The organism is Mesorhizobium shonense (assembly GCF_040545255.1).
In the GTDB taxonomy this organism is placed as follows: Bacteria; Pseudomonadota; Alphaproteobacteria; order Rhizobiales; family Rhizobiaceae; genus Mesorhizobium; species Mesorhizobium shonense.
Map to the genome: position 1 here is coordinate 65,169 of NZ_JBEPLM010000010.1, position 14,398 is coordinate 79,566.

13 protein-coding genes are annotated in these 14,398 nt (G+C 64.4%); 10 read left to right on the forward strand and 3 right to left on the reverse strand.

What is annotated here, in order from left to right; translation table 11 throughout:
* Window positions 1-299: 299 nt before the first annotated feature.
* The 8 genes from ABID26_RS23745 (at window position 300) to ABID26_RS23780 (ending at window position 10,206) form a co-directional block, all read left to right on the forward strand.
* Window positions 300-1,391, forward strand: coding sequence for a Gfo/Idh/MocA family protein (locus ABID26_RS23745; RefSeq protein WP_126097925.1), 1,092 nt, complete (start codon window positions 300-302; stop codon window positions 1,389-1,391).
* Window positions 1,392-2,015: 624 nt separating this feature from the next.
* Complete coding sequence (locus ABID26_RS23750; protein ID WP_036257910.1) at window positions 2,016-2,105, forward strand: K(+)-transporting ATPase subunit F; 90 nt, start codon at window positions 2,016-2,018, stop codon at window positions 2,103-2,105.
* 21 nt (window positions 2,106-2,126) lie between these two features.
* Window positions 2,127-3,830: a potassium-transporting ATPase subunit KdpA gene (gene kdpA, locus ABID26_RS23755; RefSeq protein ID WP_292303246.1), complete on the forward strand. Its 1,704-nt coding sequence runs from the start codon at window positions 2,127-2,129 to the stop codon at window positions 3,828-3,830.
* Window positions 3,814-4,068, forward strand: coding sequence for a hypothetical protein (locus ABID26_RS23760; protein WP_292303245.1), 255 nt, complete (start codon window positions 3,814-3,816; stop codon window positions 4,066-4,068). The genes kdpA and ABID26_RS23760 overlap by 17 nt, the downstream gene beginning before the upstream one ends.
* Complete coding sequence (gene kdpB / locus ABID26_RS23765; protein WP_292303244.1) at window positions 4,065-6,161, forward strand: potassium-transporting ATPase subunit KdpB; 2,097 nt, start codon at window positions 4,065-4,067, stop codon at window positions 6,159-6,161. Before ABID26_RS23760 ends, kdpB begins: the two co-directional genes overlap by 4 nt.
* 12 nt (window positions 6,162-6,173) lie before the next feature.
* The gene (gene kdpC / locus ABID26_RS23770) at window positions 6,174-6,737 is read left to right on the forward strand and encodes a potassium-transporting ATPase subunit KdpC (RefSeq protein WP_292303243.1); all 564 of its coding nucleotides are present in this window, start codon (window positions 6,174-6,176) and stop codon (window positions 6,735-6,737) included.
* A 56-nt stretch (window positions 6,738-6,793) separates the two neighbouring features.
* Window positions 6,794-9,517, forward strand: coding sequence for a sensor histidine kinase (locus tag ABID26_RS23775; RefSeq protein WP_292303242.1), 2,724 nt, complete (start codon window positions 6,794-6,796; stop codon window positions 9,515-9,517).
* A complete protein-coding gene (locus ABID26_RS23780; RefSeq protein ID WP_292303241.1) occupies window positions 9,514-10,206 on the forward strand; it encodes a response regulator transcription factor in 693 nt (230 codons plus the stop codon). The genes ABID26_RS23775 and ABID26_RS23780 overlap by 4 nt, the downstream gene beginning before the upstream one ends.
* A 330-nt stretch (window positions 10,207-10,536) precedes the next feature.
* Here ABID26_RS23780 and ABID26_RS23785 read toward each other — a convergent pair whose 3' ends face one another.
* Window positions 10,537-11,124 carry an invasion associated locus B family protein gene (locus ABID26_RS23785; protein ID WP_292303240.1) on the reverse strand — a complete coding sequence of 196 codons (588 nt, stop codon included), beginning with the start codon at window positions 11,122-11,124 and terminating at the stop codon, window positions 10,537-10,539.
* 102 nt (window positions 11,125-11,226) lie between these two features.
* Between ABID26_RS23785 and ABID26_RS23790 the strand changes: the two genes are divergently transcribed.
* Both ABID26_RS23790 and ABID26_RS23795 read left to right on the forward strand, forming a co-directional pair.
* The gene (locus tag ABID26_RS23790; protein ID WP_292303239.1) at window positions 11,227-11,634 is read left to right on the forward strand and encodes a hypothetical protein; all 408 of its coding nucleotides are present in this window, start codon (window positions 11,227-11,229) and stop codon (window positions 11,632-11,634) included.
* A gap of 249 nt (window positions 11,635-11,883) precedes the next feature.
* Window positions 11,884-12,351 carry an NUDIX hydrolase gene (locus tag ABID26_RS23795; protein WP_126097917.1) on the forward strand — a complete coding sequence of 156 codons (468 nt, stop codon included), beginning with the start codon at window positions 11,884-11,886 and terminating at the stop codon, window positions 12,349-12,351.
* A gap of 9 nt (window positions 12,352-12,360) precedes the next feature.
* Here ABID26_RS23795 and ABID26_RS23800 read toward each other — a convergent pair whose 3' ends face one another.
* Together ABID26_RS23800 and ABID26_RS23805 are read right to left on the reverse strand one after the other, a co-directional pair.
* Window positions 12,361-13,203: a citryl-CoA lyase gene (locus ABID26_RS23800; RefSeq protein WP_292303238.1), complete on the reverse strand. Its 843-nt coding sequence runs from the start codon at window positions 13,201-13,203 to the stop codon at window positions 12,361-12,363.
* A complete protein-coding gene (locus tag ABID26_RS23805) occupies window positions 13,200-14,384 on the reverse strand; it encodes a CaiB/BaiF CoA transferase family protein (RefSeq protein ID WP_292303237.1) in 1,185 nt (394 codons plus the stop codon). Before ABID26_RS23805 ends, ABID26_RS23800 begins: the two co-directional genes overlap by 4 nt.
* Window positions 14,385-14,398: the final 14 nt, after the last annotated feature.

Below are 14,398 nucleotides of genomic sequence, written 5' to 3' on the forward strand. Positions count from 1 at the left end.
TCGCACGTGCTTTGGAGGATTATTGAGGTCAGCGCCGCCCCTCATCCGCCTGCCGGCACCTTCTCCCCGTATAGTGACGGGGAGAAGGGAGATGGCCGCGATCTCGGCACTCTATCTGCCACGCTGGCGATTGGCGAAACCTTCGGCGAAAGCTTCTTTCTCCCCGTCACTATACGAGGAGAAATGCCCGGCAGGGCAATGAGGGGCAGCGCCAGCCTAAGGTGTTGCCTGGATTAGACACATGGGCGGCGGCAGCACATCGCCGCCCACCATTCAATCAAAGAATCGGGGAGGCTGACATGGCCGACAAAGTGAGAATCCTGGTGGTTGGTCTGGGCAATATGGGCGCCTCGCATGCCAGCGCCTATCACCGCTCCGACGGCTTCGAGATCGTCGGCATCATGAGCCGCACCATCAAGAGCAACAAGAAGATCCCCAAGGAGCTCGCCGGCTATCCGCTCTATGAGGATTTCGACCTGGCGCTGAAGGAGACGAAGCCGGATGCCGTCTCGATCAACAGCTGGCCGAACACGCACGCCGAATATGCGCTGAAGGCGATCGCCGCCAACTGCCATGTATTCATGGAAAAGCCCTTGGCCACCAACATTGAGGATGCGGAGAAAGTGGTGGCAGCCGCGCGTGCAAAGAACCGCAAGCTGGTGCTCGGCTACATCCTGCGCGTCCACCCGTCCTGGATCAAATTCATCGAGGTCGGCAAGACGCTCGGCAAGCCGCTGGTGATGCGCCTCAACCTCAACCAGCAGAGCAGCGGCAGCGCCTGGCATTGGCACAAGAACCTGATCGACTCGCTGATCCCGATCGTCGATTGCGGCGTGCACTATGTCGACGTCATGTGCCAGCTGACCGGCGCCAAGCCGGTGCGCGTGCATGGCATTGGCGCAAAACTCTGGGCCGAGGCCGACAAGCAGAATTACGGCCACCTGCATGTCACCTTCGATGACGGCTCGGTCGGCTGGTACGAGGCCGGCTGGGGCCCGATGATGAGCGAGACGGCTTATTTCGTGAAGGACGTGGTCGGCCCGAAGGGCGCCGTCTCGATCGTCGCCGGCCAGTCGGGAAGCGGCGCCAAGGAGGCCGAGGAGGTTTCCGATTCCGCCGATATCGACCGCCACACCAAGACCGACGCGCTGAAGATCCATTATGCGCAGGTCGACGGCGACAAGAATTTCTCGAAGCCCGACGAGATCGTCAGCATGGAGGACGAGCCCGGCCATCAGGAGCTTTGCGACCGCGAGCAGGCCTTCTTCCTGCGCGCCATCCGCGAGGATCTCGACCTGACCGAGCAGATGGATGCGGCCGTCAACAGCCTGCGCATCGTGCTCGCGGCCGAGCAGAGCATCGCGGAGAAGCGCACCGTCGAGCTGGCCTGAGGAGTTCTGTTCAGGCCGATTGCCACCGTCGGCGCTGCCCCTCACCCTTACCCTCTCCCCGTGAAGAACGGGGAGAGGGGGATCGCAAGCGTCGCGGCCAGCCTCCTTCTCCCCGTCACTATACGGCGTAGTGACGGGGAGAAGGGAAATAGTCGTAACCTAGGCGCCCTTTCTGCAACGCTGGCGATTGGCGAAACCATCGATGACGGCGTCTTTCTCCCCGTCCCTATACGGGGAGAAATGCCCGGCAGGGCAATGAGGGGCGGCGCCAGCCTCCGCGAGGCAAGAACTACAGCAACTTCACCTACGTTGTTCGCTCCAGACTGAAAGTCGACGGGCCAAAACCCCTATAAAATTCCTATATCTTTCCTCTCCGGCCCGCCTCGAACCTTTATGGCGATCGGGTCCATATTTCCTTCGAAAAACGCTTTGATCGCCGTCGCCGCTAAGGTGACGTGCGTCCGCGTGCAGTTTTGAGCCAGCCACTGCGAGCCGCAAACACAAAGTGGAAAAAAGGAACGCCTGCCATGGACCTCATTGTTCTCGGGATCGGGATTTTGTTCTTCGCCCTGTCCTTAGCTTACGTCAAAGCCTGCGACAGAATCTGAGCGAAAAGGTCGGATCATGCTTTTCGATTACATACTCGGCGGCGCGGTGACCTTGTTCCTGCTTGCCTATCTCACTTACGCGCTCATTCGCCCAGAGCGCTTCTGACCGGCACGCGGAGAGCTCATCATGACTATGAATGGCTGGATACAGATCCTCATTTACTGCGGCATCCTCGTCGCGCTCGTTAAGCCGCTTGGCGGCTATATGTACCGCGTCTTCGACGGTGATCGTACCTTTCTGTCGCCGGTGCTCGCGCCGGTCGAGCGCGGCCTCTATCGCCTCGCCGGAACGAATGAGAAGGAAGAACAGCACTGGGCCGTCTACGCGACCGGCATGCTGCTCTTCAATCTTGCCGGTTTCCTGGTTCTTTACGCGCTGCAGCGGCTGCAAGGCGCCCTGCCCTACAATCCCGCGGGCATGACCACGGTCGAGCCGGGGCTTGCCTTCAACACCGCCGTCAGCTTCGCCACCAATACCAACTGGCAGAACTACGGCGGCGAAAGCACGATGTCCTATCTCGTGCAGATGGCCGGCCTCGCCGTGCAGAACTTCGTCTCGGCCGCCACTGGCATTGCCATCGCGATTGCCTTGATCCGCGGCTTTGCCCGCGCCTCCGGCAAATCGATCGGCAATTTCTGGGTCGATCTGACCCGCTGCATGCTCTACGTGCTGCTCCCGCTCTGCATCGTGTTGACGCTCGCCTATGTGTGGCTGGGCATCCCGCAGACGCTTGGTCCTTATGTCGACGCCACCACCCTGGAAGGCGCCAAGCAGACGATCGCGCTTGGACCGGTCGCCTCGCAGATCGCCATCAAGATGCTCGGCACCAATGGCGGCGGCTTCTTCAACGCCAACGCCGCGCATCCGTTCGAGAATCCGGACGCCATCTCCAACCTGATCCAGATGCTGTCGATCTTCGCACTTGGCGCTGCCCTCACCAATGTCTTCGGCCGCATGGTCGGCAGTGAGCGCCAGGGCTGGGCGATCCTGGCCTCGATGGGCGTGCTGTTCCTCGCCGGCGTCATCGTCTGCTACTGGGCCGAGGCCGCCGGCAACCCGCTCGTCCATGCGCTTGGCATCGACGGCGGCAACATGGAAGGCAAGGAGACGCGCTTCGGCATCGCGCTCTCGGCGCTGTTCGCGGTCATAACCACGGCGGCCTCCTGCGGCGCCGTCAACGCAATGCATGATAGTTTCACCGCGCTTGGCGGCATGATCCCGCTCATCAACATGCAGCTCGGCGAGGTCATCGTCGGCGGCGTCGGCGCCGGCTTCTACGGCATCCTGATGTTCGTCGTCCTCGCCGTCTTCGTCGCCGGCCTGATGGTCGGCCGCACACCCGAATACCTCGGCAAGAAGATCGAGGCCAAGGAGGTCAAGATGGCGATGCTTGCCATCCTGTGCCTGCCGCTGGCGATGCTGATCTTCACGGCGATCGCCGTGGTCCTGCCGAGCGCCGTGGCCTCGATCGCCAATGGCGGCCCGCACGGCTTCACCGAGGTGCTTTACGCCTATACCTCGGCGGCCGCGAACAACGGTTCGGCCTTCGGCGGCCTCTCCGGCAACACGCCCTGGTACAACATCACGCTCGGCATCGGCATGCTGATGGGTCGCTTCCTGGTCATCATCCCGGCTTTAGCCATCGCCGGCTCGCTGGCCGCCAAGAAGACCGTGCCCGCTTCGGCCGGCACCTTTCCAACCGACGGCACGCTGTTCGTCGGCCTGCTGGTCGGCGTCATCATCATCGTCGGCGGTCTCACCTTCTTCCCGGCGCTCGCCGTCGGGCCGATCGTCGAGCACCTGGCAATGATCCGTGGGCAGACTTTCTGAGATGACCATGCCCTGGTTCAACCACATACGCCGGCACGACCGTCACCAACCCGGTGACGGTCAGCCCGATGACGGAAGGGACGAGAGGCCTCGTCCTTTCCCGACGCTCTCCACCTTCCTCGGCATGGCAGCGGTGCTGCTCGTGCTGTGGCTGCTGGCTTCCGCCCTTCCGCACCTCTTCCCGAAGACCGAGCACCCCGCGCCGTCCAACATCACCGATACTGGAGCCTCGAAATGAGCCAGTCCAAATCCGCGGGCATTCTGGATGCCCGCATCCTGGTGCCCGCCATTGGTGGCGCCTTCCGCAAACTCGATCCGCGCACGCTCATCAAGAACCCGGTGATGTTCGTCGTCGCCATCGTCTCGGCGCTCACCACCGTTCTGTTCGTCAAGGAACTCATCACCGGCGGCGGCGATCTCGGCTTCACCCTGCAGATCATCATCTGGCTGTGGTTCACCGTGCTGTTCGCCAACTTCGCCGAAGCCGTCGCCGAAGGTCGCGGCAAGGCCCAGGCCGACTCGCTGCGCAAGGCGCGCACCGAGACCCAGGCCAAGCTGCTCGTCAACGGCGACGATCGCGGCAAGTTCAAGCTGGTGCCGGGCACCAGCCTGAAGGTCGGCGACATCGTGCTGGTCGAGGCCGGCGACATCATCCCCTCGGACGGCGAAGTGATCGAAGGCGTGGCTTCCGTCAACGAGGCGGCGATCACCGGCGAATCCGCCCCCGTCATCCGCGAATCCGGAGGCGACCGTTCGGCCGTCACCGGCGGCACGCAGGTGCTATCCGACTGGATCCGCGTGCGCATTTCCGCCGCCTCCGGCCAGACCTTCCTCGACCGCATGATCTCGCTGGTCGAGGGCGCGGAGCGCCAGAAGACGCCGAACGAGATCGCGCTCAACATCCTGCTCGTCGGCATGACGCTGATCTTCGTGCTGGCGACCGCGACCATCCCCAGCTTCGCCTCCTTTTCGGGCGGCTATATCCCGGTGACCATCCTCGTCGCTCTGTTCGTGACGCTGATCCCGACCACGATCGGCGCCCTGCTGTCGGCCATCGGCATCGCCGGCATGGACCGCCTGGTGCGCTTCAACGTGCTCGCCATGTCCGGCCGCGCCGTCGAGGCCGCCGGCGACGTCGACACGCTGCTGCTCGACAAGACCGGCACCATCACCCTCGGAAATCGGCAGGCGACCGAATTCCGTCCGGTCAAGGGCGTCACCGAGCAGGAGCTGGCCGATGCTGCCCAGCTCGCCTCGCTGGCCGATGAAACCCCGGAAGGCCGCTCGATCGTCGTGCTCGCCAAGGACAAATACGGCATCCGCGCCCGCGATATGGCGAGCTTGCACGCGACCTTCGTGCCCTTCACCGCGCAAACCCGCATGAGCGGTGTCGACATCGACGGCTCGTCGGTGCGCAAGGGCGCGGTCGACGCGGTGCTCGCTCACGTAAATCAGGCAACCGTCGCAGCTCATGGCTTACGTCCGACCAGCGACACCATCCGCGATCTGCAGGCCATTGCTGACGAGATCGCCAAGGCCGGCGGCACGCCGCTGGCGGTCGAGCGCGACGGGCGCCTGCTCGGCGTCGTCCACCTCAAGGACATCGTCAAGGGCGGGATCAGCGAGCGTTTCGCGGAACTGCGCAAGATGGGCATCCGCACGGTGATGATCACCGGCGACAACCCGCTGACCGCGGCGGCCATCGCCGCCGAAGCCGGCGTCGACGACTTCCTCGCCCAGGCGACGCCGGAGAACAAGCTGTCGCTGATCCGCGAGGAGCAGGCCAAGGGCAAGCTGGTCGCCATGTGCGGCGACGGCACCAACGACGCCCCTGCGCTCGCCCAGGCCGATGTCGGCGTCGCCATGAACACCGGCACGGTGGCCGCCCGCGAGGCCGGCAACATGGTCGACCTCGACAGCGACCCGACCAAGCTGATCGAGATCGTCGAGATCGGCAAGGCGCTGCTGATGACACGCGGTTCGCTGACCACCTTCTCGATCGCCAATGATGTGGCCAAGTACTTCGCCATCATCCCGGCCATGTTCGCGGTCTTCTACGTCGCGCCCGGACAGTCCACTGGTCCGCTGCAGGCGCTCAACATCATGCATCTGGCGACGCCGCAGAGCGCCATCCTGTCGGCCATCATCTTCAACGCGCTGATCATCATCGCGCTGATCCCGCTGTCGCTGAAGGGCGTGAAGTACCGCGCCATCGGCGCCGGCGCGCTGCTTACCCGCAACCTTCTCGTCTACGGCCTCGGCGGCATCGTCGTGCCGTTCGTCGGCATCAAGGGGATCGACTTGATCGTCACGGCCCTCGGCCTCGCATAAGGATCTATTCCGATGTTCAAGCAACTCAGACCCGCTTTTGTCATGATCGTCTTTTTTACGGTGCTTGCCGGCCTCATCTATCCGATCGGCATGACCGGCATCGCCCAGGCGCTGTTTCCCAAACAGGCCAATGGCAGCCTGATCGAAAAGGACGGCAAGATCATCGGCTCCGAACTGATCGGCCAGGCCTTCGCCGGCGACCGCTATTTCCATGGCAGGCCGTCGGCAGCCGGCGACGGATACAACGCCGCCTCTTCCAGCGGCTCGAATCTCGGCCCGACCAATCCGAAGCTGATCGAGCGCATGAAGGGCGACGCCGACAAGCTGAAGGCCGAAAACCCGAACGCGCCGGTGCCGATGGACCTCGTCACCACTTCCGGAAGCGGCCTCGACCCTGACATCAGCCCGGAAGCCGCCCATTTCCAGGTGCCACGGATTGCCAAGGCCCGCGGCATCGACGAAGCCAAGGTGAAATCGCTCGTCGACAGCCATGTCGAGGAGCGCGAGCTGGGCTTCATGGGCGAGCCCGTGGTCAATGTGCTGGCGCTCAATCTCGCGCTCGACGACCTGAAATAATCAGCACCCGCGCCGGGGATCGACACGATCCCCGACGCAATTCATGATTGGACTTGATGCCGGACGACAGGACCAACCCCGAGAACAGACCATCTCCCGACGCGCTGCTCGAGCATGCCGAGCGGGAGGGCCGCGGCCGGCTGCGCATATTCCTCGGCGCCGCGCCCGGTGTCGGCAAGACCTACGAGATGCTGATGGCGGGCCGTGCCCGCCGCGCCGACGGCATCGACGTCGTCATCGGCGTCGTCGAGACGCACGGCCGCAAGGAGACCCAGGCGCTGGTCGACGGCTACGAGGTGATCCCGCGCCGCGGGGTCGAGTACAGAGGCCGCGCTCTCGAGGAGATGGATATCGACGCCGTCCTGAAACGGCGTCCGGCATTGGTCCTGGTCGACGAGCTCGCCCACACCAACGCGCCCGGCAGCCGCCATCCCAAGCGCTACCTCGATGTGCAGGAAATCCTGTCGCAAGGCATCGACGTCTACACCACGCTCAACATCCAGCATGTCGAAAGCCTGAACGACGTCGTGGCGCAGATCACCCGCGTTCGCGTGCGTGAAACCGTTCCCGATTCCATCATCGACGAGGCCGACGATATCGAGGTCATCGACCTCACCCCCGACGACCTGATCCAGCGGCTGCAGGAAGGCAAGGTCTATTTCCCTCAAACCGCCCAGCGCGCCATCGAGAACTATTTTTCCCCGGGCAACCTGACGGCGCTTCGCGAGCTGGCGTTGAGGCGCACGGCCCAGCGCGTCGACGAGCAGCTGCTCAATCACATGCAGTCCCACGCCATTCCGGGACCGTGGGCTGCCGGCGAACGCGTCCTCGTCTGCGTCGACTCGCGTCCCGGCGGAGCCGCCCGCATCCGCTACGCTCGCCGGCTGGCCGATCGGCTGCGCGCCCCCTGGACGGCGCTGCATGTCGATACGCCTCGCCTTGCCGGCACGTCGGAAGAGGACAAGGACCGGCTGGCGACCAACCTGCGCCTGGCCGAGCAGCTCGGCGCCGAGGTGGCGACCATCCCGGGCCAGAACGTCGCCCAGGACATCGTGCGCCACGCGACGGCGAACAACTTCACCCATATCGTCATCGGCAGGCCGACCCGCTCGCGCTGGCGGGAACTGATCGAGGGCTCGCTCACCTACGATCTGATCCGCAATGCCGGCGACATCAGCGTCCACGTCATTTCGGGAACCGAACGCGACGCACAGACGCCGGCCGCGAAGGTGAAGGCAGCGGCCGAGCAGAAGCCTTTCCAGATCTGGCCCTATTTGTTCTCCACGGCTTATGTCGCCGGTGGGTTGGCCGTCAGCACCGTTCTCGACCAGTTCTTCGATGTTCGCAATCTCGCCAGCGTCCTGCTCTTGGCGGTGCTGACATCGGCGGTTACGTTCGGGCTGTGGCCGGCGCTCTATGCCTGTTTCCTGAGCGCGCTTGCCTTCAACTTCTTCTTTCTCGAGCCGCGCTACACGCTGACGATCAGGGACCCTGAGAGCATCGTCGCCTTTGCCGTCTTCCTCGTTGTCGCCGTCATCGCCAGCAATCTGACTGCCCGCGTGCAGCGCCAGGCGGTCGCCGCCCGTTCCCGCGCGCGTGCAACCGAGGACATCTACTCCTTCTCGAGGAAGCTCGCCGGCGCCGGCACGCTCGACGACGTTCTCTGGGCCACCGCCTTCCAGATCGCCTCGATGCTGAAAGTGCGCGTGGTGCTGCTTCTGCCCGAAAACGGCACCATCACCGTCAAGGCCGGCTACCCGCCGGACGACACGCTGGCCGAGGCCGACATCGCGGCCGCCCGCTGGGCCTGGGAGCACGACCGCCCGGCCGGCCGTGGCGCCGACACGCTGCCAGGCGCCAAGCGCCTCTATCTCCCCTTGCGGACGGGGCGCACCGCCATCGGCGTCGTTGGCCTCGACAACGACAAGCAGGGACCGCTGCTGACGCCCGAGCAGCAGCGTCTTCTCGATGCGCTTGCCGATCAGGCGGCGGTCGCCATCGAGCGCATCCAGCTCGTTGCCGATGTCGACCGCGCCAGGCTCGCGGCGGAAGCGGACCGGCTGCGCACGGCGCTGCTCACCTCGATCTCGCATGACCTGAAGACGCCGCTTGCCGCCATCATGGGCGCCGCCGGCACGCTGCGGGAATACGCGGCCGCCCTTCCCGAAAAGGACCGCGCGGACCTTCTGTCGACCGTGGTCGATGAGTCGGAGCGACTGAACCGCTTCATCGCCAACCTGCTCGACATGACCAAGATCGAGTCTGGCGCCATGGAGCCGAACTACGCTCTCCATTATGTCGGCGACATCGTCGGCTCGGCGCTCGATCGAGCGCGAAAGATCACCGGTGAGCACCGGATCGACACCGACATTCCGCCGGACCTGCCGATGCTGCGCCTCGACCCCGTTCTGTTCGAGCAGGCGCTGTTCAACCTTCTCGACAATGCCGCCAAATATGCGCCGCCCGGCTCGGCCATCCGCCTGCAAGGCTGGCTCGACAATGGGACCGTCATCCTGCAGGTCATGGATGAGGGGCCGGGCATTCCGCCCGGCGACCTCGAGCGGATCTTCGACACCTTCTACCGCGTCCGCAAGAGCGATCAGGTCCGCGCCGGCACGGGCCTCGGCCTGTCGATCAGCCGCGGGTTCATCGAGGCCATGGGCGGCGCGATTTCGGCGGCTAACCGCACCGACCGGCCGGGCGCGATCTTCACCATCCGCATGCCCGTGCCGGAAGCAATTCCGAACCTGACCGTCGCCAAAACGGATGACGCCGCATGACCAATCCGAACGTCAGCATTCTGGTCGTCGACGACGAGCCGCCGATCCGAAAGCTGCTGCGCGTCGGCCTCGGCAGCCAGGGCTATACGGTATCCGAGGCGCCGAATGCCAAGGCCGCGATCGAACTCATTGAGGCGCAGCCGCCCGACCTGATCCTGCTCGACCTCGGCTTGCCCGGCATGACCGGCCTCGAGCTGCTCGGCAAATGGCGCAACGACGGCCTCGACATTCCGGTGGTCATCCTGTCGAGCCGTACCGACGAGGCCGGCATCGTCCAGGCGCTCGAGCTCGGCGCCGACGACTATGTGACAAAACCCTTCGGCATGAACGAGCTCGTCGCCCGCATCCGCGTGGCGCTGCGCCACAAGTTCCAGCAGCAGGGCGAGAAGCCGGTGTTCCAGACCGGCGACCTCTCGGTCGACCTGGTGAAACGCATCGTCAAGGTCGAGGGCAAGGAAGTAAAACTATCACCGAAGGAATACGACATCCTGCGCATGCTCGTACAGTATGCCGGCAAGGTGCTGACCCACCAGTTCCTGATGAAGCAGATCTGGAACGACTCGACCGACGTGCAATATCTCAGGGTCTATGTCCGCCAGTTGAGGCAGAAGATCGAGAAGACGCCGGACCAGCCACGCTACATCATCACCGAGACAGGCGTCGGTTATCGGCTGCGTGAGGTGGAGTAGTTTCTCAACATCGAAGCCCTCTCGAGGCCGTCATCTCAAGGCGAGCGAAGCTCTTGGTGGGACGGTTAAGAAAGGTACTGTGGCGCCGCGTTCCTTCATACCCCTCTGTCCTGCCGGACATCTCCCCCGCAAGGGGGGGAGATTGGCAGCTTAGGCGCTGCGCCTCCTTTCGACGTCGACAATTGGCGAAAGCCGCGCAACATCCGATCTCCCCCCTTGCGGGGGAGATGTCCGGCAGGACAGAGGGGGGTGCTGTCCCGCCAGCATTTCGGACTTCTGCGCCACTACGGCGCTCTCATGTGACGGCGAGGTCCTGGGGTGCGGCGACGGTCAGTCCGCCGACAGGTCCGCCGTCCTGGCGAGCGCGCTGGCGAATCCGTTGAGCGAGATGGTGAAGGCGACCGGCTGCATCGTGTCCGCGGCCGTGGCGTTGATTTTCAGCGTGGTGCTGTTCTGCAGCTGTGAGGCGGTGTCGGCATCGAACGCCACCGGCACCAGGCAGCCCACGGCCTGGCACGTGTTGAACTGCAGGGTTCCTTCCAGCTTCTTGTCGTCGGCCTCGAGCGAGATGCCGTTGGCCAAAGCCAGCCCGAAGGGCAGCGCCAGCGTGCCCATGGCGTCCTGGCCGGTCTTGGTCGTCAATTCGATAGCCAGCAGGCGCTGTCCGCTTTGCTTGTTGAACTGCTGATGCGACAGGCTGCACAGCTTGTTCGTGCCGGTGACCTGGCAGTTGACGGTCCAGTCGCCATGCGTCTCCGACAACGCCGAAGCGCCGCCCGGCAGCTGCGGCTTGGCCGCGGCGTCGGCCGGTTGGCCGGCCGCCGGCGCCACCTTGTTCTGCGCGGCGAGCGCAGGCAGGCCTGCGACCCCGGCAACGACCAGCATTGCGACGAACAACTTGGACCTACTTCTCATCATGGAATCTCTCTTCACCCGACCCCGTCCGGCCGCGCGATAGAGCGGTGAAACCGCCGCTGCCGTCAAGCGCAATGCTGGTTCGCCAGCCGGATTTTCTTTGGCATGACAATCGATCGACTGGTCGCATCCAAGCCTTGGACCATGGCACATCCGGACAAACACCCTATATTGGGTGAGGTTTTGGTTTCATGCGGGAAGGACACGATGTCTCATCCTCGCCTCTCGGCGGTTTTGATATCGGCAGCTCTGGCGACTGCTGTGTTGTCGGGCACCGCTTTCCATGCCTCGGCGCAGGTCGTCATCCCGACAAACCGTAACGCCCTGATCCAGCAGAACGAACTGCAGGCGCTGCGGAATCAGCTGCAGCGACAGCAGTTCCAGCAACAGCAGCAGTTTTATCGCGAGCAGGACCGGCAGGTCGTGCCGAAGCCCCGCCCCGAAGTGCCGATTGTCAAGCAGAATTGCCAGTCCCAGGTGATCGGCACCACGATTTCGCGGGTTTGCCGCTGACATCCGGCTTTTTTCGGTTTATTTAGCCGACTTACTTGCTGGCGAAAGCCGGGATTGCAAGGGTGACGGTTTTAGAGCAATTCCAGGAAAAGTGTATAACGGTTTTCCGTCCGGAATTGCGTAAAAACAAATAGTTAGAGCAGTTCAGCGTTTCCGTGAAACTATGAACTGCTCTAGGGTTTGCAAGGGCAGGATTTTGCCGTGCGCGGACAGCGCCCGGTGTGAATGCTGCTCTTATCGGATTTTGGGATGGCAACAGCCAAGAAGAAAGCGGTACGCAGGGCAAAGAAGGGGGAGCGGATCCGCCAGGTGGCGGCCATCCCCTTTCGTGTGAGCGAGGGCGGCAACCTCGACGTGTTGTTGGTCACGTCGCGCACGACCAGGCGCTTCATCGTGCCCAAGGGCTGGCCGATGAAAGGCAAGAGCGGGCGCAAGGCAGCCATGATCGAGGCTCAGGAAGAAGCCGGCGTGCTTGGCAAGGCGCTGAAGCAACCCGCCGGCGGCTACTCCTACTGGAAGCGGATGGCCAACCGTTTCGTCCGCGTCGACGTGGTCGTCTACCTGCTTGAGGTCACCGAGGAAATGGCCGACTGGCGGGAAGCAGCGAACCGGCAACGCGCCTGGCTGCCGGCGGCCGATGCGGCTCTGCTCATCGACGAGCCGGAGCTTTCGACCCTTCTGAGGGATTTGACGGTCCCAACGACCGAGCCGGCCTGACAGGATGCCCTATTCGGAGTCGCCGGGAAAGGGCCGTACCGGTGTGCCGGTATAGGCCCACAGCCATTCCCTTGGCAGCGGACCTTTGTTGCGATCTGCCTCCTGCGATTGCTCCCAGGCATGCGCCAAGATGCCGACCGAACGCGACAGCACGAACAGGCCGCGCGTCAGTGCCGGCGGGAAGCCAAGCTCGCCATAGATGACGGCGGTGGCGCCATCGATATTGAGCGGGATCGTCTTGCCCTTGCGTGTCGCGACCTCCGCCTCGATCGCCTCGGCTATGTCGGCGAAGCGACCGCTGACGATCCCACGCGCGGCGAAATCGCGCGTCAGTTCGATGAGGCGCGGCGCGCGCGGGTCGATCGGATGGAAGCGATGGCCGAGACCCGGCAAATAGCCTTTTTCCTCGGCGAAGAAACGGTCGAGCCGCGCCGACACCGCATCGGCAAGCGTCGCGCCCTGGTCCACTGCCGCGGCGATGTCGCCATAAAAGGTGAGCGCCTGTTCGCCGGCGCCGCCATGCACGTCGCCCAGCACATTGATGGCGGAGGCCATGGCGTTGTTGATGCCGACGCCGCAGGTCGCGGCCATGCGCGCGATCGCGATCGACGGCGCCTGCGGCCCGTGGTCGACGGCCGCACCCAGCGCGATCCCGAGCAGTTCTGCCTGCTGCTCGCTCGGCAATTCGCCGCGCAGCATCAGCCAGATCATCGCCGGAAAACTGACGCGGCCGATGAGATCCTGGATTTCGTAGCCGCGCAGCCGGATGACGCCGGGCCGCATCTCGATGAGGCCGGTCCGCCACCATTCCTCGCCGCGCTCGCGGCCAGTCTTTTTCTCCGTACCGCTCATGCCCGCGCCCTTGTCTTGTCGCGGGCCGGCAACGCGGCGAAAACCTCGTCCATATGCTCGCCAAGCCGCGGCGGCGGTCCGGCGGGCATGGGTGCATCGCCATCGACCATGAAGCCGCCGCGCACCACCGTCAGCGGCTTGTCCATGCCTTGCACATCCGCGAAGCGGGTTGCCATGCCGCGCTCCGTCACCTGGCGTTCCTCGAGCACCTCTGGGATCGTCAGCACCCGTCCCGCCGGTACGCCCGCGCGGTTGAGCTTTTCTTCCCAGGCGGCGGCCGGAGCGCCGGCAAGCGCTTCCTCGATCAGCGTCTTCAATGCGGCCCGGTTCAGCTTACGCCTTTCGCGTTCGGCGAAACGTGGATCGGAGGCCAGTTCCGGCCGGCCGATCAGCCCGCAAAGCGTGACGAACTGCTCCTGCTTGTTGGCGGCGATGTTGAGCAACCCCTCGCCGGTGCGGAACGCGCCGGAGGGCGCGGCCGTCATGTTCTCGTTGCCCATCGGCTGCGGCTCGACGCCGGCCGTCAGGTAGTTCGACACAGGCCAACCCAGCGCCGACAGCGTGCATTCGAGCATCGACACGTCGAGGAAGGCACCCTCGCCGCTGGTCTTCTGCCTGACAAGCGCGGCGGCAATCGCAAAGGCCCCCACCAGCCCGCCCAGCGTGTCGGCCACGGGATAGCCGACACGCAGCGGCGCGGTCTCCGGCGTGCCGGTGATGCTCATGATCCCCGACAATCCTTGGATGATCTGGTCATAGGCCGGGTTGCCGCGCATCGGCCCGGTCTGGCCAAACCCGGATATCGCGCAATAGACGAGGCTCGGCCGGACTTGCCTGAGCTTTTCATGGCCGAGGCCGAGGCGATCCATGACGCCCGGCCGGAAATTCTCGACCAGCGCGTCCGACGTGGCGACGAGATCGAGGAAACGGTCGCGGTCTTGCGCCTTCTTCAAGTCGAGCACGACCGATCGTTTGCCGGCGTTCTGCGCCAGGAACGATGCGCCCATGCCGGCCTGGTTGAGTTCCGGCGAGGCGCCGAGCTGGCGCGCGAGATCGCCGCCCGGCGGCGCCTCGACCTTGATGACGTCGGCGCCGAGCAGCGCCAGCTGGTAGGCGCAGTAAGGGCCTGCCAGCACGTTGGTGAGGTCGAGGACGCGGATGCCGGAAAGCAGGTCTGTCATGATGCTCCAAATCG